22 protein-coding genes are annotated in these 19008 nt (G+C 70.2%); 11 read left to right on the forward strand and 11 right to left on the reverse strand.

The annotated features are described in order from the left end of the window. The first annotated feature begins 3 nt into the window (after positions 1–3). From EV186_RS04805 to EV186_RS04815, 3 genes are all read left to right on the forward strand, one after another. Positions 4–585, forward strand: coding sequence for an RNA polymerase sigma factor (locus EV186_RS04805; protein WP_133847837.1), 582 nt, complete (start codon positions 4–6; stop codon positions 583–585). After that, positions 578–1456 carry a CU044_5270 family protein gene (locus EV186_RS04810; RefSeq protein WP_133847838.1) on the forward strand — a complete coding sequence of 293 codons (879 nt, stop codon included), beginning with the start codon at positions 578–580 and terminating at the stop codon, positions 1454–1456. The genes EV186_RS04805 and EV186_RS04810 overlap by 8 nt, the downstream gene beginning before the upstream one ends. Before the next feature lie 64 nt (positions 1457–1520). Further along, positions 1521–2165 (forward strand): Pr6Pr family membrane protein, encoded by a 645-nt coding sequence (locus EV186_RS04815; RefSeq protein ID WP_133847839.1) that lies wholly within the window; start codon positions 1521–1523, stop codon positions 2163–2165. A gap of 6 nt (positions 2166–2171) precedes the next feature. Here EV186_RS04815 and EV186_RS04820 read toward each other — a convergent pair whose 3' ends face one another. The 7 genes from EV186_RS04820 to EV186_RS04850 all read right to left on the reverse strand — a co-directional run bounded on the left by EV186_RS04820 (position 2172) and on the right by EV186_RS04850 (position 9247). Then, entirely contained in the window at positions 2172–2747 is a 576-nt protein-coding gene (locus tag EV186_RS04820) for a hypothetical protein (protein WP_133847840.1), read from the reverse strand. Beyond that, the gene (locus EV186_RS04825; RefSeq protein WP_133847841.1) at positions 2744–4531 is read right to left on the reverse strand and encodes a hypothetical protein; all 1788 of its coding nucleotides are present in this window, start codon (positions 4529–4531) and stop codon (positions 2744–2746) included. The genes EV186_RS04820 and EV186_RS04825 overlap by 4 nt, the downstream gene beginning before the upstream one ends. A gap of 80 nt (positions 4532–4611) precedes the next feature. After that, on the reverse strand, positions 4612–5871 hold the full coding sequence (gene serS / locus EV186_RS04830; protein WP_133847842.1) for a serine--tRNA ligase: 1260 nt from the start codon (positions 5869–5871) through the stop codon (positions 4612–4614). Between the two features lie 190 nt (positions 5872–6061). Next, positions 6062–6916 carry a 2-dehydropantoate 2-reductase gene (locus tag EV186_RS04835; RefSeq protein ID WP_166659019.1) on the reverse strand — a complete coding sequence of 285 codons (855 nt, stop codon included), beginning with the start codon at positions 6914–6916 and terminating at the stop codon, positions 6062–6064. Further along, positions 6916–7347, reverse strand: coding sequence for a DUF350 domain-containing protein (locus tag EV186_RS04840; protein ID WP_243753922.1), 432 nt, complete (start codon positions 7345–7347; stop codon positions 6916–6918). Before EV186_RS04840 ends, EV186_RS04835 begins: the two co-directional genes overlap by 1 nt. A gap of 94 nt (positions 7348–7441) precedes the next feature. Further along, positions 7442–8608, reverse strand: coding sequence for a glutathionylspermidine synthase family protein (locus EV186_RS04845; RefSeq protein ID WP_133847844.1), 1167 nt, complete (start codon positions 8606–8608; stop codon positions 7442–7444). Then, positions 8609–9247: a hypothetical protein gene (locus EV186_RS04850; RefSeq protein WP_243753813.1), complete on the reverse strand. Its 639-nt coding sequence runs from the start codon at positions 9245–9247 to the stop codon at positions 8609–8611. It lies immediately after the preceding gene. Between the two features lie 168 nt (positions 9248–9415). Between EV186_RS04850 and EV186_RS04855 the strand changes: the two genes are divergently transcribed. The 3 genes from EV186_RS04855 to EV186_RS38730 all read left to right on the forward strand — a co-directional run bounded on the left by EV186_RS04855 (position 9416) and on the right by EV186_RS38730 (position 10909). Continuing rightward, the gene (locus tag EV186_RS04855) at positions 9416–10327 is read left to right on the forward strand and encodes a septum formation family protein (protein WP_243753814.1); all 912 of its coding nucleotides are present in this window, start codon (positions 9416–9418) and stop codon (positions 10325–10327) included. Between the two features lies 1 nt (position 10328). Beyond that, complete coding sequence (locus tag EV186_RS04860) at positions 10329–10679, forward strand: metallopeptidase family protein (RefSeq protein WP_133847845.1); 351 nt, start codon at positions 10329–10331, stop codon at positions 10677–10679. 80 nt (positions 10680–10759) lie between these two features. Beyond that, a complete protein-coding gene (locus EV186_RS38730; protein ID WP_166659020.1) occupies positions 10760–10909 on the forward strand; it encodes a hypothetical protein in 150 nt (49 codons plus the stop codon). Here the strand turns inward: EV186_RS38730 and EV186_RS04865 are convergent. Beyond that, positions 10906–11730 carry a class I SAM-dependent methyltransferase gene (locus tag EV186_RS04865; protein WP_243753815.1) on the reverse strand — a complete coding sequence of 275 codons (825 nt, stop codon included), beginning with the start codon at positions 11728–11730 and terminating at the stop codon, positions 10906–10908. The genes EV186_RS38730 and EV186_RS04865 overlap by 4 nt on opposite strands. A 119-nt stretch (positions 11731–11849) precedes the next feature. Between EV186_RS04865 and EV186_RS04870 the strand changes: the two genes are divergently transcribed. Next, positions 11850–13028 (forward strand): RtcB family protein, encoded by a 1179-nt coding sequence (locus EV186_RS04870; RefSeq protein ID WP_133847847.1) that lies wholly within the window; start codon positions 11850–11852, stop codon positions 13026–13028. Positions 13029–13127: 99 nt separating this feature from the next. After that, a complete protein-coding gene (locus EV186_RS04875) occupies positions 13128–13469 on the forward strand; it encodes a hypothetical protein (protein ID WP_133847848.1) in 342 nt (113 codons plus the stop codon). Between the two features lie 45 nt (positions 13470–13514). On the opposite strand, the gene EV186_RS04880 is transcribed toward EV186_RS04875, so the two are convergent. Further along, complete coding sequence (locus EV186_RS04880; protein WP_133847849.1) at positions 13515–14492, reverse strand: ArsR/SmtB family transcription factor; 978 nt, start codon at positions 14490–14492, stop codon at positions 13515–13517. 142 nt (positions 14493–14634) lie between these two features. Here EV186_RS04880 and EV186_RS04885 point away from each other — a divergent pair, with 142 nt between their 5' ends. The 3 genes from EV186_RS04885 to shbA all read left to right on the forward strand — a co-directional run bounded on the left by EV186_RS04885 (position 14635) and on the right by shbA (position 17021). After that, complete coding sequence (locus tag EV186_RS04885) at positions 14635–15357, forward strand: dienelactone hydrolase family protein (RefSeq protein WP_133847850.1); 723 nt, start codon at positions 14635–14637, stop codon at positions 15355–15357. 68 nt (positions 15358–15425) lie between these two features. After that, the gene (locus tag EV186_RS04890) at positions 15426–16277 is read left to right on the forward strand and encodes an HTD2 family dehydratase (protein ID WP_208115474.1); all 852 of its coding nucleotides are present in this window, start codon (positions 15426–15428) and stop codon (positions 16275–16277) included. Between the two features lie 87 nt (positions 16278–16364). Then, on the forward strand, positions 16365–17021 hold the full coding sequence (gene shbA, locus EV186_RS04895; protein ID WP_133847851.1) for an RNA polymerase sigma factor ShbA: 657 nt from the start codon (positions 16365–16367) through the stop codon (positions 17019–17021). Between the two features lie 190 nt (positions 17022–17211). Here shbA and EV186_RS04900 read toward each other — a convergent pair whose 3' ends face one another. Continuing rightward, a complete protein-coding gene (locus tag EV186_RS04900) occupies positions 17212–17883 on the reverse strand; it encodes a DUF4232 domain-containing protein (RefSeq protein WP_133847852.1) in 672 nt (223 codons plus the stop codon). Between the two features lie 132 nt (positions 17884–18015). Next, a complete protein-coding gene (locus EV186_RS04905; protein WP_133847853.1) occupies positions 18016–18978 on the reverse strand; it encodes a DsbA family oxidoreductase in 963 nt (320 codons plus the stop codon). Between the last annotated feature and the right edge of the window lie 30 nt (positions 18979–19008).

The raw sequence follows: 19008 nt of genomic DNA on the forward strand, positions 1-19008 counted from the left end.
CCGATGACCGAACCCGCGCATCCACCACCGGACGATGCGTCGATCATCGCCCGGTCGCTGACCGCCCCGGAGGAGTTCGCGGCGATCTTCGACCGGCACGCACCCCACATCCACCGCTACCTGGCCCGACGCGTCGGGCCCCAGCACGCCGACGACCTGCTCGGCGAGACCTTCGCCGCAGCGTTCCGCAGGCGCGGCACCTACCGCGTCGACCGCGCCAACGCCCGGCCGTGGCTCTACGGCATGGCGACCCACGTGGTCGGCCAGCACCACCGCGACGAGGCCCGGCGGTACCGGCTGCACGCCGTCGCCCTGCCCGACCTGCCGGTCGAAGGGCCCGACGACCGGGCGATCGCCAGCAGCAGCGCCCGCCTGCTGAGGGGTCAGGTGGGTGCCGCACTGCAGGCGCTGGCCCAGGGCGACCGCGACGTGCTGCTGCTGATCGCGTGGGAGGACCTCAGCTACGACGAGGTCGCCGCCGCGCTCGACATCCCCGTCGGCACCGTCCGATCGCGCTTGCACCGGGCGCGCAAGCAAGTCCGCGACGCCCTGGCCCCAGCTTTCGAGGAGACTTCCCATGGATGAGATGACCCTGATCCGCGACCTCGCGGACGACGCCCCGCTGCCCGACGCGGCCCAGCTCGCCGACGTCCGCGCCAAGCTGATGACCGAGATCGAGCCACGCCGCAGGCGCCGGTTCCGGCTCGTCGGGGTGACTTCGGTCGGTGTGGCCGCCGCAGCCGCCGTGGCCCTGGTCGTGGGCCTGTCCGGCACGCCCCGCGGCCCGGACGCCGCGCCGACCCCGCCGCCCACGGTCCAGGCGCCCAAGGTGCTGACGGCGGCGGCAGTGCTGGACTACGCCGCCGAGGCGGCCCTCGCCGAGCCGGTCGTCGCACCGCGGCCCGACCAGTACATCTACCTGCGGCTCCAGGCGGCCAACGGCTACTGGGAAACCTGGACCGCGGCCGATGGTAAGCGCCCCGGCTACATGATCCAGACGATCCCGAACGCGATGGGCAAGACCGGGCCGACCCCCGCCTGCGGGACCAAGCCCGCCGATGGGCCCTGCGTGTTCGCCTCGCGGTACGTCGCGGCGAACCCGAAGTCCGTCGCGGAGACCATGCGGTTCGTGATCCACCGCGAGTGGCCGGGCGGCCCGGTCAACGAGGCCAACTTCATCAAGCCGGCCAGTCGTCTCGTCGCAGGCAACCTGCTGTCGCCGCAATTGAAGGCGGCCGTGTTCCGGGCGCTGAAGACCACCAGCGTTGGCGGCCGGCCGGTCACCGTGCGCCCGCACGAGCGTGACTTCGCGGGCCGGGAAGGCATCGGCCTCATCTGGGGATCCGGCCCGGGTCATGTGGAGCTGATCTTCGACGCCAAGACGTTCCAGTACCTCGGCGGCCCGGGCGGCGCGTTCACCGCGCTGAAGGTCGTGGATCACCTCAAGGAGCGCTGAATCACCCTGACGAGGCCGCTTCCGCCGCCGCGGGAGCGGCCTCGCCGCGCGTAACCTCCCGCTCGTGAGAGATCGTGCCGCGCGCGTGTGCTTCGCGTTGACCGCCCTTGCCGTGCTGATCGGGCTGGTCACCCAGCTCTTCGTCACCGCGAACACGTCCGGCGGGTTCTTCCCGGACACGACCAGCCGAACGCTGAACGTGTTCGCCTACTTCACCATCCAGTCCAACATCATCGTCGGGGTGACGTGCGCGATGCTGGCCCTGCGCCTCGATGGCGGGTCGACGGCGTTCCGCGTGTTCCGGCTGGACGGGCTGCTGTGCATCACCGTGACGTTCGTGGTGTTCCGGGTAGCGCTCGCCGGGTTGCACGACCTGCACGGCTGGACGGCGTTCGCCGATTTCATGTTGCACGGCCTCGTGCCGGTGTTGTGCGTGCTCGGCTGGCTCGCGTTCGGTCCACACAGGACACTGACGCCGGCGGTCGCCGCCTGGTCGACCGTGTTTCCCTTGGCGTGGCTGGCTTTCACGCTGATCCGCGGCGCGTTCCTGGACTGGTACCCGTACCCGTTCATCGACGTGGTCGCGAACGGGTACGGGAAGGTCAGCGTCAACTGCGTGCTGATCGCCGTGTTCTTCGTGGCGCTGGCCGCCGGGGCGACCGCGTTGGACCGCCTGCTCAGCCGCCGGAGCGAACCGAGCAGGCGGTGACCACCGCTACGTCATCCGGGTGCCACGCGGGCTCGCCGCGAAGCCGGTCCGGTAGATCGACGTGTAGTCCACATCGGACCGCGCACCCGAGCCGTCGACGCTCCACGTGCTCAGCGTCTGGGCGTAGTCGACGTCGGCCGGCATCGTCAGCGTGATCGTCGCCGTGCGGTCCGAGCCCATCGGCAACGCCTGCTCCGGGCCGTCACCCCACTGGTACAGGTAGGACTGCGCGCCGACCTGCACGGGCGCGAGCGTGCAGGTGAACTCGCCACCAGCCGGCACCTCGGACGGGGTGCACTCCACCTGCGGCCCGTTGCCGTTGACCATGAACGACCAGAACAGTTCCTCCGAGGTGGTGCCGTCGGTGAACGTGGTCTGCACGGTGAGGTAGTTGGTGTCGCGGTGCGGTGGCGTGTACCGCACCGACGCCGTGCCGTCCGCGCCGGCGGGCACGGTCACCGGGTCGTCGTCGTTGAAGTGGTAGGTGTACGACGCCGCACCCGGCACCGGCGAGGAGAACACGAACGTGCCCTCGACGCCGGTTGCGCCGCCGTACTCACCGGGGTACGTCGTGCTGGTCACCGTCGGCCGGTTCTCGCCACCTGCACCTGCGCGGTGGCCGTCCACGACTGCAGCCCGGACCCGTCGGTGGTGTGCACGAAGAGGTAGAAGTAGCCGGATCCGTTGGGCTGCACCGTGATCGTGGCCGTGCCGTCCGGGCCGACGGGGATGGTGTGCTCGCCTTCGTAGTTCCACTCGTAGGTGAACGTCCGCGAGTCCGGCAGCTTCGCGTGCATCGTGATCTGCACGGGCGCGCCGAACGCCACCGGTGGCGGGGGCACGTCGACGGTGGGCTCGCCGCCGTCGGTGTCGAGCACGACCTCGGCCGGGTCGGACCGCCTGCCGTCGTCGAGCGTGGCGCGCACGTACACGTGGGTGTGACCGTCGCTGGTCGACCTCGGGGTGAACGTGAACGCCGCCGTGCCGTCCGGGTTCGCGGGCACCGGCACGTCGGGGTTGCCGTAGTCGAGCGTGTAGACGTAGCCGGTGACGCCGGACGACCCGGGCGTCACGGTGCACTGCCTCGGCTGCCCGACGAAGGCCGACTGCGGGCTGCACGACACCGTCGGGCTGTTGTCGGTGACCCAGAAGCGGTAGTCGGCCGCAGGCGACCGTTGACCCGCCCGGTCGTAGCTGTACACGAGGAGCTGGGTCGGGCCGGACGCGTTGGGCGTGAGCTGGAGCGTGACCGGGGCGCCCGGTTGTGGCGCGTCCACGAACCCGCTCATCTGGTCGAACTGCCACCCGTAGCCGACCACATCCGGGACGCCGTTGGCGGTGAACGTGAAGGTGCCGGGGATGCCGCTGCCGCCGTGGCCCGGGCCGGTCGACTCCCTCGGGTAGTCGGTCGAGCTGACCACCGGCGCGACCGATGGTCGGGTCACGTCGGGGATGAAGGAGCAGTTCGCGCTCCACTGGCCGGCGTTGTAGGCGTCGCTGACGCGCATGTGCCACGTGTACTGGGTGTTCTCGACGAGATCCGCCGGGAAGTACGTCTCGGTCTCGCCGCCGGCGGAGACACCGGTCAGGTCGAGGTGCTGCTTCTGGGCGGGGTGCGCGGTCGGCCACCACTCGAACCGCACGGCGAGCGTGTCGTACTCCGGGTCCGTGGTGTTGCCGCTCATCGGCGGGTTGAGCGTGTCCACGTAGACGGGGTCGGGGCCGCAGTGCCGGCCGCCGACCGACAGGTAGGTCGCCGTGTCCGGCGGCTGGTCGGTGTCGACGTCGAGGCTCACCTGGCTGTAGGAGCGCGCGAAGGCCGGGTCGGCCTGCTGCGTGTCGGGCAGCCGCAGCACGAACGTCACCGACGTGCGGCCGTCCCGGATCGCCTGGCGCAGCGCCGTCGTCGCGTTCCACGCCAGCGACCCGCGCGTGCAGGTGTCGTACACGACGGGCGTCGGCAGTTTCACCAGCTCGGCGGGCTGGGTGTCCCAGGTCGGCGCCGTCGCGGTGCCGGTGAGCCACGCCTGCGTGCTCGCGCGGTTCTTCTTGCAGTTCGCGACCGACTGCTCGGCGGCGGTGAGCCGGGCCGACGCGATCGGCACGCCGGTCACACCGGAGAGGTCGAACGTGACGTAGGACTTCGACAGGTGGGTCATGCCGTCGATCACCCGGGCACCGACGGGCAGGTCTGTGTCCCAGTCCGGTTCGAGCGCGCTGCTCGGCGCCGCGGAATCCACGTAGGACTCGGCCGTGGTCGACAGGTGCTCGCTGGTGGCACTCGCGGCGGGCGCGACGAGCACGGACGCCGAGCCCGCGAGCACCACCCCGGATAATGCCGCGCCAACGATTCTTCGCAGGTTCACGCATGCCCCCCTTCTCCAGGGCGGCATTGTTTGCCACCCGGTCGCTCGGCCTATCACTGCCGGCGACCGGGTCGTTACCGCTACCGCGGCTGCAGCACGTCCATGCCGAGGAACGGGCGCATGGCCTCGGGGACGCGCACGGAACCGTCGGCCTGCTGGTGGTTCTCCAGGAGGGCGACGATCCAGCGGGTGGTCGCGAGCGTGCCGTTGAGCGTGGCCGCGGTCTGCGGGCGGCCCTGCTCGTCGCGGTAGCGGACGCCGAGGCGGCGCGCCTGGAACGTGGTGCAGTTCGACGTCGAGGTCAGCTCGCGATAGGCCTGCTGCGTCGGCACCCAGGCCTCGCAGTCGAACTTGCGGGCCGCGCTGGAGCCGAGGTCGCCGGCCGCTGTGTCGATGACGCGGTAGGGCACCTCGATCTTGTCGAGCATCTCGCGTTCCCAGGCGAGCAGGCGCTGGTGCTCGGCGTCGGCGTCCTCCGGCTTGCAGAAGACGAACATCTCGATCTTGTCGAACTGGTGGACGCGGATGATGCCGCGGGTGTCCTTGCCGTAGGAACCGGCTTCGCGGCGGAAGCACGTCGACCAGCCCGCGTAGCGCTTCGGGCCGCGCTCCAGGTCGAGGATCTCGTCGGCGTGGTAGCCGGCGAGCGGCACCTCCGACGTGCCGACCAGGTAGAGGTCGTCCTCAGCCAGCCGGTAGACCTCGGCCGCGTGCGCGCCGAGGAAGCCGGTGCCGCCCATGATCTCCGGGCGCACGAGGACCGGCGGGATCATCAGCTGGAACCCGGCCGCGGTCGCCTGCGCGGCGGCCATGTTCAGCAGGGCCAGCTGCAACTGCGCGCCGACGCCGGTCAGGAAGTAGAAGCGCGAGCCGGAAACCTTGGCGCCGCGCTCCATGTCGAGCGCGCCCAGCTTCACGCCGAGGTCGAGGTGGTCGGCGGGCTCGAAGTCGAACGTGGGCGGCTCGCCGTGGTGCTCGAGCACCACGTAGTCGTCCTCGCCGCCGGCGGGCGCGCCCTCCTGCACGACGTTGGGCACGGCCATGTGAGCCTCGAGCAGCTCGGCCTCCGCGGCCTGCTGCTCGGCATCCGCGGCCTTGACCTCGGCCGAGAGCTCCTTGCCCTTGGCCAGCAGCGCCTCCCGCTCCTCGCCGCGGGCCTTGCCGACCTGCTTGCCGAACTGCTTCTGCTCGGCACGCAACGTGTCGAACCTGGAAACCGCGGACCGGCGCCGCTCGTCGGCGGCCAGCAACCGGTCGACGGAACGCTCGTCCTCGCCGCGCATGCGCTGCGAACGGCGAACGGCGTCGGGGTCATCCCGCAGAGTCTTCAGGTCAATCACGGCATTGAGCCTATCCGCCGCTTCCAACCGCTTTGCATCCTGCTTTGCCACCGAGTTGTCCACACCCGGGCAGTTATCCACAGATCTGCCGTGAGCGGCTGTTACCCCAGGTCAACGCCGGTAGATTGACATCCGTGGCCACGCAGCAGGCAGGCGAGGGAGCCAAACAAGGAGGAGGCAGCTTGGCAGCTCAACGACTCTGGTCGAGGGCGCGCAGCAACGTCAGCAGGGTGCGGTTCAGCGGCGCAGGGTGGCCGTGCTTGTCCGCGTAGCGCACGACCGCGCCGGTGATGTACTCGTGCTCCATCGGCCGCCCGGCCAGGCGGTCGTACAGCATCGACGAGCCGCCGCCCGGGTCCATCTGGCTCCAGCGCTCGAGGATCCGCGCCACCTCGGCGTCCGGGTCGACCGCGGCGCCGTCGGCCACGCTGACCTCGACCGTCTCGTGCAGCACGCGGGCGGCCAGGTCACGCAGCTCGCCGGTGCGCAACCGGCCCATGCGGCTCAGCGTCAGCGCGCCGAGCGGGTTGGCGGCGGAGTTCGCGTAGAGCTTGCGCCACGCGTTGGTGCGGAAGTCGGCCGCGAGGTCGACCCGCATGCCGGATCCGGCGAGCGTGGCGAACGCCGTGCCGAGCGCCGTGTCCGGCACCTCGAGCCAGCCCGGCGTGTGCGTGCGGATCCGGTCGGGCTCGACCCGTTCCACCGCCACGTAGGCCAAGGCCGGCAGCACGGACGGCGCCTGCATGCGCTCCTCGTGGTCGATGCCGTTCTGCACCACGACGACCGTCGAGTCGTCGTCGAGCAGGCGGTCCAGCCACGGCTGGGCTCCCGCGGTGTCCTGCGCCTTGGTCGCCAGCAGCACCCACGGCACCGGCTCGACGTCGGCCGGGTCGGCCGTGATCCGCACCGGGACCTCGACGTCGTCGACGAAGAGCCGGTCGACCGGGGTCCGCACGCACAGCGCCACGTCGTGCCCGGCGTGGGCGAGCCCGGCGGCCAGCCAGCCGCCGATCGCGCCGCCGCCGACGACCGCGACACCCGCCACTAGGAGATGGCGACCGCGACGATCAGGCCCAGGGCGAGGTGCACCGCGGCGACGACGACGCTCGCCGGGGCGAAGCGCTCCTCCTCGATGGTGCGGGCGACGTCGAGCCGGGTGATCCACTCCAGCAGCCGCACCGCGAGCACCTGGGCGACGATGCCGATCAAGCCGTAGATCAACGCCGTGAGCAGGCCGGTCGCGTGCGTGTCCGCCGAGGCGATCGCCACCACGATGATGAACGCCATCGACAACATGCCGGAGGCGGTCACGATCACCGCGTTGGGCTTGCCGGTGCGCACGAGCTCGGACAGCTTGCCCGGTGTGGTGAAGTCGATCGCGTAGAACCCGATGAACATCAGCACCAGGCCGACGATCGCGAACAGCACGATGGCGACGATGCCGTCCACGACATCCCCGCCGAAACCGGTGGGGATGCTGAAGAAGCTGTCGTCCTGCGCGAGCGTCAACGACGTGGCGAGGTGGCCGATCACGAATCCTCCAGGGCTGGCGTGTGGTGCGGGCGTTTTATCACGATTCGGGGATGCGGTGCGGGACGAACGCGGCGCCGTCGTCGGTGACGAGACCGGCCGTCTCCCGGATGCCGAGGCCGGCCGACGCGTCGCCGACGATCCAGGCGCCGAGTGCGGGCCGGAAGCCGTCGAACTCCGGCAGGGGGTCGAACGCCTGGTAGACGAAGCCCTCCTCGCCGTAGACGCCGCCGGTCTGGGTCTCGTAGCCCGGCGCGACGATCTGCACGTTCGCGCCCTCGCGGCCCAGCCGCGGCTTGCGCACGTACTCGGTCAGGATGTTGGGCTCGTCGAGGAACGCGGGCAGCAGGTTCGGGTGACCCGGGTACATCTCCCACATCACCGCGAGCAGCGCCTTGTTGGAGAGCAGCATCTTCCACAGCGGCTCGACCCACAACGTCTTCGGCAGGCTCTCCACGGCGTGCCGGCCGAACTCCTCGTCGACCACCCATTCCCACGGGTAGAGCTTCAACACCGTGTTCATCGGCGCCTCTTCGAGGTCGACGAACCGCTCGAGCTCGGTGTCCCAGCCGACCTCCTCGATCGCGAGGCCGATGGTGTCCAGGCCCGACTCCGCCGCCGTCTCCTGCAGGTAGGCGGTGGTCATGTGGTCCTCACCGGTCGGGTCTGCGGTCGACCAGGTGAAATGCACTTCCTTGGACGGCAGCTTGTCGCCGATCTCGCCCCAGCGCTCGACCAGCTTCTCGTGGATGGAGTTCCACTGGTCGTCGTCGGGGAACACGTCGGTCTTCCAGAACCACTGGACGACCGAGGCCTCCAGCAGCGACGTGGGCGTGTCGGCGTTGTACTCCAGCAACTTCGCCGGGCCCGAGCCGTCGTAGCGCAGGTCGAACCGGCCGTAGAGGTGCGGGTCCTGGCGGCGCCAGGACTCCGCGATCTTCGGCCACACCCACTCCGGGATGCCGAAGTCGCGGTAGCGCTCGGTCAGCACCACGTTGTCCACGGCCTCGAGGCACATGGAGTGCAACAACTCCACGTCGGCCTCGATGGACAGGACCTCGTCCATGTCGAAGACGTAGTGGACCGACTCGTCCCAGTAGGGCCGGGACCTGCCCGCCGCGTCGCGGGCCGGGGTGCCGAAGATCAGGCCCTGCGACTCCACAGTGGACTGCCAGTCCTTGCGCGGCGTCGACCGTTCGCGACGCACTCAGCTGCCCCCGCTCTTGCTGCCGCCGGACACGCCGAACCCGCCGCGCTGCACCGTCTTGCCGCTGTGCGTGGTGACCTTGGTGTTGCTCGACGGCTTGGTGTAGGAACCGCCGCTGACGTAGCCGCCGGAACCGACCGAGCCGCCGTAGTTGTAGCGGTAGCTGTGGCCGCCGATGTAGTAGAAGCCGCCGGAGTAGTACCCGCCGTGCGAGCGGACGTAGTCCTCGTCGCAGTAGTCGTCGCCGCTGTTGGAGCCGGGCGCGACGTGACCGGAGTCGTCCACGCAGGTGGCGCTGACCTCGTCGGGCTGCATGGCCACGACCCAGACCGCCACCATGGCCACCAGGCCGACGGTGACGCCGCTGCCGATGAAGATGCGCCGGCGGGTGCGCGCCTTGTCCTCGGCTTCGAGTCGGGCGGCGCGCGCCTCGTCGCTCTCCCGCTTGCGCGCGCGCTGGCGGGCCCGCTGCTCGGCCAGGGTCGGCTCGCGGGGCGTCGTGGTCGCGGGGTCCTGGAACCGCACGGAACCACGTTTGGGCTGCTCAGCCTCGGGTTCCGGCGCCTGCGGGTGCTGGGCCGGGAACGCCTCGGTGGGCGCCTCGCCGGCAGCGTCCTCTGGCTTGTCGTTGTCAGTCATCACCACTCCCGCGGGCACAGTACCGACCGAGGCAGCCTCGCGTGGCGTCGTGTTCGAAATCGCAACACTCGGGCTTGCCCTCCCCCTCACCGAGCCCCTACCTGGTGGCACGGCATCATGGAATAGATGTATCGCGGCGCCGATTGGTTTCGTGGTGACTCGAGCACCATGCGGACCAGGCTGGTCATGATCGGGGCGTTCGTCGGAGCACTGGTGGTGCTGGCGACGAGCGTGGCTTTCTCATGGCCTGTCGGCGTGCAGGCCGAGCCCGTGGACGAGGCGGCGCTGGCCTTCAACTCGCCGCCCGGCACGTGCCTGGCCTGGGCTAACCCGACCGGTGCGGACATCCACCGGGTCGACTGCAAGCAGCCGCACGTGTTCGAGATGAGCGGCGTGGTGGACATCTCCGCGGACTACCCCGGCGATGCGCCGTCGCCGCCGATCGACCAGTGGCAGAAGATCAAGGCCGACAAGTGCACGCCGAGCGTGACGGCGTACCTGGGCGGCAAGCTCGACCCGTACGGCAAGTTCACCGTGGACGCCCTCAAGCCGACCGACGCGCAGTGGCGCGACGGTGACCGCAAGCTGCGGTGCGGCATCCAGCGTGCCGCCCCGTCGGGCAGCAGGCTGGCGACGAGGGGCTCGGCGACCGGTCAGGACCAGTCCAATGTGTACGACCCGGGCACGTGCCTCGCACTGGTGGACAACACCATCGGTGATCCGGTCCAGTGCGTGAACGGGCACGCGTACGAGATCGTCGGCAACGTGGACCTCAGCGAGGCCTTCGACGGTTCGTCCTACCCGGACGAGAAGAAGCAGGCGTCGAAGCTGATCGACCTGTGCGGCAAGGCCAGCAAGTCCTACACCGGCGGTCTCGACCTGTCGAAGCGGAAACTGACGCTGTACTGGGACACCCTGAAGAAGGAGAGCTGGGCGGCCGGATCGCGGCGGGTGGACTGCAAGGTCGGCGCCGTGAGCTCGGACGGGAAGTCGCTGCGGTCGGTGGTCGGGAGCGTGCGCAAGGCCCCGACCACGCCGACGACCACGCCGCCCACCACCACGACCAAGCGCGGCGGCTGACGTGCCCGTGCGGATGTCCGCGCGACGGTTCGAGGAGCTGGTCTCCGATGCGCTGGACCTGATCCCGGAGGAGTTCGCGCACGCGATGTCCAACGTGGTCGTGCTGGTGGAGCCGTCGCACCCGGACGAGCCGGGCCTGCTGGGCCTCTACCACGGCGTGGCGCTGACCGAGCGCACGTCGGACTACGGCGGGGTGCTGCCCGACCGGATCACGATCTACCGGGAGCCGATCCTGGGGATCTGCTCGTCGGAGGACGAGGTCGTGGACGAGGTCGCGGTGACCGTCGTGCACGAGATCGCCCACCACTTCGGCATCGACGACGCCCGCCTGCACGAGCTCGGCTGGGGCTGACCCGCCGTTCGGGCGGGGCGGCGTGTCGTTGGACGTGGTTCGGCGTGGGCTGTGCGACGGTGGACGCACGGAGGTGAGCGATGACCAACCTGACGGTGGTCCGCCTAGCCGACGACCTGCGGTGGTGCTCGCAGTGCCGTGCCGAGCGCACGGTGGAGCTGGTGGACCTTCCCGACGCCGAACCCGAGACCGTTCCGGTGTGCGTGGACTGCGGCTGCTCGATCGGTTAGCCGACCCCGGCCGTGGTGATCACCGAGAGCATGGCCGGTTTCAGCACGTCGGTGCGCGGCCGGTCCACGATGTCCGCCTGCGTGACCTGCTCGACCACCGTGAAGCCGTGCTCGCGCAGCAGTTCGGCCATGTCGTCCGGGCTCAGCAGGGACAACCACGGCTCGCCCCACTCGGCGGCCGTCGGCGCCACTTGCTCGACGTAGAACTGGCCCAGCTCGTCGCGTAGTTCGGCCGGCAGCATGTGGTCGAGGACGAGTTCCGTGCCCGGTGCGAGCCGGCTCAGCTCGTCGAGGACCTGGCCGATCGCCTGGCTCGTGAGGTACATGGTCACGCCGAGCCAGCTGACGACCGCCGGTCGGCCGAGATCGAATCCCGACCGCGTCAAACCATCGATTATCGAATCGGTTTCGAAGTCGAGCGGGACGAACGTGACGACCGGTTCGATACCGGCTTCGGTCAGCCGTTCCCGCTTCCATTCCTGGGTCGCGGGGTGGTCCAGCTCGTACACGTCGCGGACGCCGGGGTGCCGGTACGCGAACGTGTCCAGGCCTGCGCCGAGCAGCACGTACTGCCGTGCTTTGCTTGCCATGACACGGTTCTCGGTGTAGCGGCTGCGGCAGACGACCTGCATGCGGGCCATCGCGAGCACCGGGTGCGCGCCGGACTGCCGGTGGTAGTCGAGCAGTGGACCGGCCTCGGCACCGAGGATTTCCTCGGCCAGGTCGTCGACGAAAACAAAGGGCTCGTCGTCTACCAGGAGATGTGCGGCACGGGCGGCGGCAGCGGTTTTCGCGGTCTGACTCGTCGTTTTTTCTTGCACGCCATGCACCGTACTCGACGATTTCGCAATCATAGCACAAAATAGTTTTGTTCACAAGATATCGACGGTTTCAAGGGAGTTGCGATATTCGCTGGCGCGTACCGCTTAGCCTTGGACACATGGCAGCGACGACCCTTCACGGAACCAACGTCGACATCCGCCTGTGGACCCGGCCGGACGAGGTCGAGGACCAGGCGATGCGACAGTTGCAGAACATCGCCGCGCTGCCGTGGACCTTCAAGCACGTCGCGGTCATGCCGGACGTGCACTACGGCAAGGGCGCGACGGTCGGCTCGGTGATCGCGATGCGCGACGCCGTGTCCCCGGCCGCGGTGGGCGTGGACATCGGCTGCGGTATGACCGCGGTGCGCACCAGCCTGCGCGCCGAGGACCTGCCCGACGACCTGGGCAAGCTCCGCTCCGACATCGAGAAGGCGGTGCCGGTCGGCTTCGCCAAGCACAAGGCGACGGCGTTCAGCGGACGCGACGCCGCCGACTGGGACCAGTTCTGGCGCGGCTTCGACGACCTGACCGACGCCGTGCGCGGGCAGGCGGAGAAGGCGCTGCACCAGATGGGCACCCTCGGCGGCGGCAACCACTTCATCGAGCTGTGCCTGGACACCGAGGGCGGCGTGTGGCTGATGCTGCACTCGGGGTCGCGCGGGATCGGGAACCTGTTGGCGCAGCACCACATCGAGGTGGCGCAGCGGCTCGCGCACAACAAGGCGCTGCCGGACCCCGACCTCGCCGTGTTCCTGGCGCACACGCCGCAGATGGCCGCGTACCGGCACGACCTGTTCTGGGCGCAGGACTACGCGCGCCGGAATCGTGCCGTGATGACGCGTTTGATCTGCGATGTGCTGCGCAAGCGGTTCTGGCAGATCAAGTTCGACGAACCGATTTCCTGCCACCACAACTACGTGGCGGAGGAAACGCACTTCGACACCGACGTGCTGGTGACCCGAAAGGGCGCCATCCGCGCGGGGCGTGGCGACCTCGGGATCATTCCGGGCTCGATGGGAACCGGGTCGTACATCGTGCGCGGGCTCGGCAACCCGATGTCCTTCGAGTCGGCGTCGCACGGCGCTGGGCGGCGGATGTCGCGGAACAAGGCACGCAAGCAGTTCTCCGCGGCGGACCTGGCCGAGCAGACCGCGGGCGTGGAGTGCCGGAAGGACGCGGGCGTCGTGGACGAGATTCCGGCCGCGTACAAGGACATCGACCAGGTGATCCGGGACCAGGAGGACCTGGTCGAGGTCGTGGCGAAGCTCAAGCAGGTCGTGTGCGTGAAGGGCTGAGGGTCGCGCCGCCGCCGTAACAACCGGGGCGGCGGGCGCGACCCTTCGCCGGTGAACATATGGGAAGACCACGGCCTCGAAGACAAGGTTGTGCAGGTCTTGAAATCGGTTCCCGCGAACCCGACGGGGCACGAGTTCGGCCGTCCCTACTTGTCTTCTTATCAGCTGGCGATTGCCCTGAACCGGCAGTTCCGGGCAACGGTCGAGGCCATCGGCAAACCATTGGGCGGCGCCGGGACCGGACAGCAGGACAGCCTCGCGCAGTACCTCGCGATGGCGTTGCGGCGCGAGATCAAGAAGCGCGGGCCGAGCCACCCGGTCGAGTGCGCCTATCTGTCCAATCACCACGTGAAGGACATGATCTTCGGTGGACCGGCCGGGCCGATGCGGTCATCACTACCCGAGGGCGGCTTCGACATGACGATCTTCCGGGTGCGCTGATGGAATCCCACGACCGCTGACTCGACGATCCCGCCGGCGGCCTCGCTAGGTGGGGCCGGCGGCGGAGAGCAGGGACTCGGCGGCGGACGTCCTCGCGTACAACACGAACCTCCCCGCGCGGTGGGCGCTGACCAGGCCCGCGTCCCGCATCGCCGTCAGGTGTTGCGACACGCCGCTGCTGGACAAGCCCGTGCGGGCGGCCAGTTCCTGGGTCGACGCCGGTGCCTCCAGTTCGGCCAGCAGCTGAGCCCGCGACGGGCCCAGCACCGCCGCCAACGCCGACGACGGCGCCCGGCTTTCCTTCTCCCACAAGGTGGCCACGCGCCGCGGCGGGTAGCGCAGGGTGGGTTGCCAGCCGCTCGCGCTGATCGAGAAGACCCTCGGCCACACGAACACCGACGGCACCAGGAGCAGGCCGCGGCCGCCGAGGCCGGTTCGGCGGGACACCGTGCGGTGGGCGACCGTCAGGACTTCACCGTCCCAGCCGATGTTGGGGTCCAGGTCGGCGAAGAGGCTGGTCAGGCCGCCCTCGGTCAGCTTGCGGGCGCGTGCGTGCACATCGGACTGGTACAGCGTCGTGATCCTGGGCCAGTGCGGGCGCAGGACCAGGTCCCAGTAGGACTTGATCACGTCGGCCAGCGCCGCGAGGCCGGACGGCGGGTCGTCGGCCAGGTCGTGCAGGGCCGGGGTCGGCGGAAGGCTCTTCAGGTTCGAGCGGACCACCGCGGGCGGGGTCGAGCGCACCGCGGCCAACTCCAGCTCCAGGTCCGGCACGGGCACGGTCGGCGGCGGGCAGACGAACGCCGGGATGATCTTCGTGGGGACGGGCACCAGGTCGGCCAGAGGTGCCAGGTCCAGGCCGGCGGCGGTCAGGCGGGCTCGCGCCTGGTCGGCCCACGGCCGGTGCAGCGCGTGCTCGGCCGGGCGCTTGAGCACGCGGATGCTGGCGACCACGTCCCACAGCGGCGAGAACGCGAACCTGGTGGTGACCAGGTCCTGCGGGGTGAAGGTCAGCTCCAGCACAGATTCAGTAGACCCTGAATCGCGAGCCGATGCTCAGTACATCGGTGGGAAACCACCCACGCTGAATAGCCCGATCGTGTGAGTCCGTGCCAGGGTGTCAGCATGCGTCGCCTGCTGCTCACCGCCTAACAGGAGGACGATTTTGTGCCACAGTGACGACAGCCGGCCGCCGGGACCTCCGGATCCGGGCGGCGTCGCCGAGCACGGCCCGCTCGTGCTCACCGCCGAGGACGGCAACAAGACCGACGCCTACCTGGCAAGACCAGAGACACCCAACGGCATGAACGTGGTGCTGCTGCCCGACCGGCGGGGCAAGCACCCGTTCTACGACGCCTTGGCGCAGCGGTTCGCCGAGGCGGGGTTCACCGCGATCGCGTTCGACTACTTCGGCCGCACGGCCGGGCTCGGGGCGCGCACCGAGGACTTCGACTGGCAGGCACACCTGCGCCACGTCGAGCCCGCGCACGTGCGCGCTGACGCGGCCGCGGCCCTCGGGCAGCTCGACGGCGCACCGACGTTCAGCGTCGGGTTCTGCTTCGGCGGCAGCCATTCGTGGCGGCTCGCGGCCAGCGAGCTCGACCTGGCGGGCTGCATCGGCTTCTACGGCAAGCCGAGCATGGTCGAGGACGTGCTGCCCGAGTTCCACCGGCCGCTGTTGATGCTGGTGGCCGGGGCCGACGCGGCCACGCCGATCACCGAGTTCCACGCCATGGAGGAGCGGCTGACCGAGCAGGAGAAGCCGCACGACATGCACATCTACGAGGGGGCACCGCACTCTTTCTTCGATGTCGGGTTCGCACGGTGGCAGGACGCCTGCGCGGACGCGTGGCGGCGGATCCTCGAGTTCACCGAGCGCTACCGCTGACCAGCATCGGGTAACTCGCCGGTCTTCGGCGCCGATGACACCCAGAAGGCTTGCGCGGAGGTGTGAGTGTGGCGGTGGACGTCTTCGACCGGATAGTGGCGAGCTGGGCGCCGCCCGAGCTCACCGCTCAGGACGAGCTGGACGCCGAACCGGCCACGGCGTTCGCCGCGCTGCTCGACCAGCAGAGCCCGGTGATGGAGACCGGTGACCCGCTGCCGCCGCTCTGGCACTGGTTCCACTTCCCGGAGTGGCCCGCGCAGAGCGAACTCGGCGAGGACGGCCACCTCTCCGACGGCGCCTTCCTGCCGCCGCTGCCCCAGCGACGGCGGATGTTCGGCGGCGGCCGGCTCGTCGTGCACGCGCCGCTGCGGTGCGGGGACACCGTGCGGCGCAGCACCAGGGTGTCGGCGGTGCGCACGACGGAGGGGCGCACCGGCAAGCTGCTGCTGGTCACGACCACGGCGGAGTTCTCGGTGGACGGGGAGCCGCGGCTGCTGGAGCAGCAGGACATCGTCTACCGGATGGCCGCGGACGTGGCGTCGGTCGCGCCGCCCGCGCGGGCGGAGCCGGCGGAGGAGGAAGACGTGCCCGGGCCGTGGGTGCTGACGGTGAACCCGTCGCCGGTGCTGCTGTTCCGGTTCAGCTCGCTGACCGGCAACGCGCACCGCATCCACTACGACCGCGCGTACGCCGCTTTCGAGGGACACCCGGGGCTGGTGGTGCACGGACCGTTGCTGGCGTTGCTGATGCTCGAGCTGCCGCGGCGGTTCGACCCGGGCCGGCGCGTGGAGCGGTTCTCGTGGCGGGCCAAAAGACCTTTGTTCGACGCGACCCCGGTCGAGGCGCGTGGTGGACCGGACGGTCGCTTGGTGGCCGGTACCAGCACATATCCCGCTGCGGTGACCGGTCGTTACGAGTAGCTCTTTCCGGAGAATCCGCGCGCCGATGTATTTAGCGCGTGCCTTCGCGCTCTCTTGTACCGAGAGTCACCGCGGAGGAGGCACCACATGTGGGGCAACGCGCAACTTGCCGAGCCGAACGAGGCCGTTCCGGTCCAGGTGCGGCCGAGGCTGCATGTGCTGCCCGGCGGGCACGAGGACGAGGAACCGCAGGACGTCCTGAGTCCGATGGTCGACGCCGCGATGGCCGGGGACCAGCGGGCGCTGGACGGGCTGATCACGCAGATCCGGCCCTTGGTGATCCGGTACTGCCGCAGCAGGCTCGGCCGGGTCGAACACGCCTACGGGGCGGCGGACGACGTGGCGCAGGAGGTCTGCATCGCCGTCTGCAAGGCGCTGCCGACCTACCGCAAGCTCGGTCGGCCGTTCCTGTCGTTCGTGTACGGGATCGCGGCGCACAAGGTCGCCGACGCCCGGCGTGCCGCGGCGCGCGACCGCACGGAGCCCACGGACCAGTCGCTGGACCGGATCTGCGCGGAGGCGGGACCGGAGTTGCTGGCCGAGCGCGAGGATTCGGCGCAACAGCTGGCCGGGGTGCTGACGGTGCTGACCGACAAGCAGCGGGAGATCCTGCTGCTGCGGGTCGTGCTCGGGCAGTCGGCGGAAGAGGCGGCCGAGGTGATGGGCTCGACACCGGGCGCGGTGCGGGTGGCCCAGCACCGGGCGCTGAGCCGGTTGCGGAAGATCCTCGCGACGCAGCGCTGAGGGTCGTTTCCCGAGGGAGGCTGCGCGGGCCTGCCGGGGAAGCGCCGAGGGCGCGGTTCGGGTGAACGCCCGGGCCGCGCCCTTGGCCTGTTCATAGGCCGATTCGTCGTCGAGACCGGAAAAGGCTCGAGCGCGGTGCGGGACCATGCCCGGCACCGCGCCCGAGAGGGGTGATGCGAGTACTGGCGGCTCAGCCGCCGGTGCCCGCGACCACGGTCTTCACGGCCAACTGGTGGCCCGGCACGCTGCCCGTGCACCCGGTGCCCGACTGGGCCACGAACATCGCCGCCGTGTCGTGCGGCGGGTAGATGCGCAGGCCGCGGGTCGAGGTCGGGTGGCAGGCGGACGGGTCGAAGTTGTGCACGTTGACCTCGTCGACCGGGGCGTAGGCCGAGCCGCCCGGCTTGAGCGTCACGCGGGGGCCTTTCGTGCCCTCGCGGTACGCGGCCGCGCCCACCTGCTTGCCGTTGTCGCCCGTCACGTACGAGACGCCGGGGAAGCCCTGCATCGTGCACGTCTTGCTGCTCTTGTTGGTGAACACCACGTTCACGTACACGTGACCGGCACCGGCGTCGGCCGGCTTCAGGGTCAGCTTGAGGCCGGCGGCCTTGCAGTCGGTCGGGTCGGCACCCGGGTCGGTGGCCTTCGTGCTGGCCGCCGGGCTCGACGTGTCGGTGCCCGAGGACGTCGGCTCGTCGGTCGTCGAGCTGTCCGAGGTGTCGCTGGACGGTGACGCGACGGTCGTGAGCGTTTGCTGGTCACCTTGGCCGTTGGTCTGGGTCGGGTTGCACGCCCCCAGCACCAGCGCCACCATCGCGCCGCCCGCCAGGAGCCCCGCACGCCCGATACGGCTTCGCACCATGTCCATCGCCTCCAGGTCCCCGAATTGCTGGATGCCGCTACCCATAAAGACGCCTCAGCACCACCGAGGTTGCCCCGGCCGGTTGATCGCTAACCGACCATCACACCGACGTGTTTCTTGTCCACGGCACGATCACGCGAATCCCGGCGTCATCGCGGCGGCCATGGCCAGGTGCGGCGCCGCCTCCTGCGCGCGGCCCATCCGGTGCAGGGTCCGGCCGAGCATGAGCCGGCCGTACGCGTCGTCCGGCACCGCCGCGACCAGCGCGGTCAGCACCTCGTGGGCCCGGTGCAGCTGAGCGGAGTGGAAGTAGCCGCGGGCGGCGAGCCGGCGCACGTTCGGGTCCTCGGGGTGCTCGGCGAGCAGCGGCCGCAGCAGGCTGAGCGCACCGAGCGGATCACCTTGCGCCAGCAGGGATTCCACCCACCGCAGCCGCTGGACCTCGACCGGCAACGGACGGTCTTCGCCGCCGCCCGCGAGGAACTCCGCGATCACTTCCGGGTGCTGCGCACCGGTCAGCAGGCGATCGCCGACCACGATCGTCGGCGACGACGTGATCCCGCGCGCCTTGCCGATCAGCAGGAGCTCGCGCACCTCGCGATCACCGGCGTCGGTGTCGAGCAAGCCGGCGCCTTCGGCGAACCCGGCCTTGGCCGTGAGCTCGGCGAGGACCTTCCGGTCGCTGATGTCGGCACCGTCGAGGAAGTGCGCCTTCATCACCTGCTCGGCCAGCTCGTTCTGGACCGCCGCCCCCGCACGCTCGTGCGCGAGCAGCAAGAGGCGGTGCGCGTCGTGGCTGCTGGTCCGCCACTTCGCACCCCAGCCGGGGCCGATGCCCTCCGCCGCGGCGATCTCGGCGACCCGGACGCGGTGCTGCGCGGGTGAGACGCCGGGCGCGCACTGCTGCAGGGCCGCGTCGACCACCGGGTCGCGCAGCGCCTCGGCCAGCGGCGTCGCCTCGTCGGGCGTGGTCGGATCGATGCGGAACGGACGCCACACCACTTCGACGTCCGTGCCGGCGACGGCCCGTTCGAGCCGCCGCTTGCCGATGTAGGCCCACCCGCAGACGACATCCGCCCAGATTTCGATGTGCATGCCCGCCAGACTAAGCGACACTTGTCGGTT

Origin of the sequence: Labedaea rhizosphaerae (genome assembly GCF_004362825.1) — a bacterium.
In the GTDB taxonomy this organism is placed as follows: Bacteria; Actinomycetota; Actinomycetes; order Mycobacteriales; family Pseudonocardiaceae; genus Labedaea; species Labedaea rhizosphaerae.

What these genes read in the sequence shown, in the direction of transcription:
- EV186_RS04805 (WP_133847837.1), top strand. Translation starts at nt 4, where the DNA reads ATGACCGAACCCGCGCATCCACCACCGGACGATGCGTCGATCATCGCC.
- EV186_RS04810 (WP_133847838.1), top strand. Translation starts at nt 578, where the DNA reads ATGGATGAGATGACCCTGATCCGCGACCTCGCGGACGACGCCCCGCTG.
- EV186_RS04850 (WP_243753813.1), bottom strand. Translation starts at nt 9,247, where the DNA reads ATGACTGACAACGACAAGCCAGAGGACGCTGCCGGCGAGGCGCCCACC.
- EV186_RS04855 (WP_243753814.1), top strand. Translation starts at nt 9,416, where the DNA reads ATGCGGACCAGGCTGGTCATGATCGGGGCGTTCGTCGGAGCACTGGTG.
- EV186_RS38730 (WP_166659020.1), top strand. Translation starts at nt 10,760, where the DNA reads ATGACCAACCTGACGGTGGTCCGCCTAGCCGACGACCTGCGGTGGTGC.
- EV186_RS04870 (WP_133847847.1), top strand. Translation starts at nt 11,850, where the DNA reads ATGGCAGCGACGACCCTTCACGGAACCAACGTCGACATCCGCCTGTGG.
- shbA (WP_133847851.1), top strand. Translation starts at nt 16,365, where the DNA reads ATGTGGGGCAACGCGCAACTTGCCGAGCCGAACGAGGCCGTTCCGGTC.
- EV186_RS04900 (WP_133847852.1), bottom strand. Translation starts at nt 17,883, where the DNA reads ATGGTGCGAAGCCGTATCGGGCGTGCGGGGCTCCTGGCGGGCGGCGCG.
- EV186_RS04905 (WP_133847853.1), bottom strand. Translation starts at nt 18,978, where the DNA reads ATGCACATCGAAATCTGGGCGGATGTCGTCTGCGGGTGGGCCTACATC.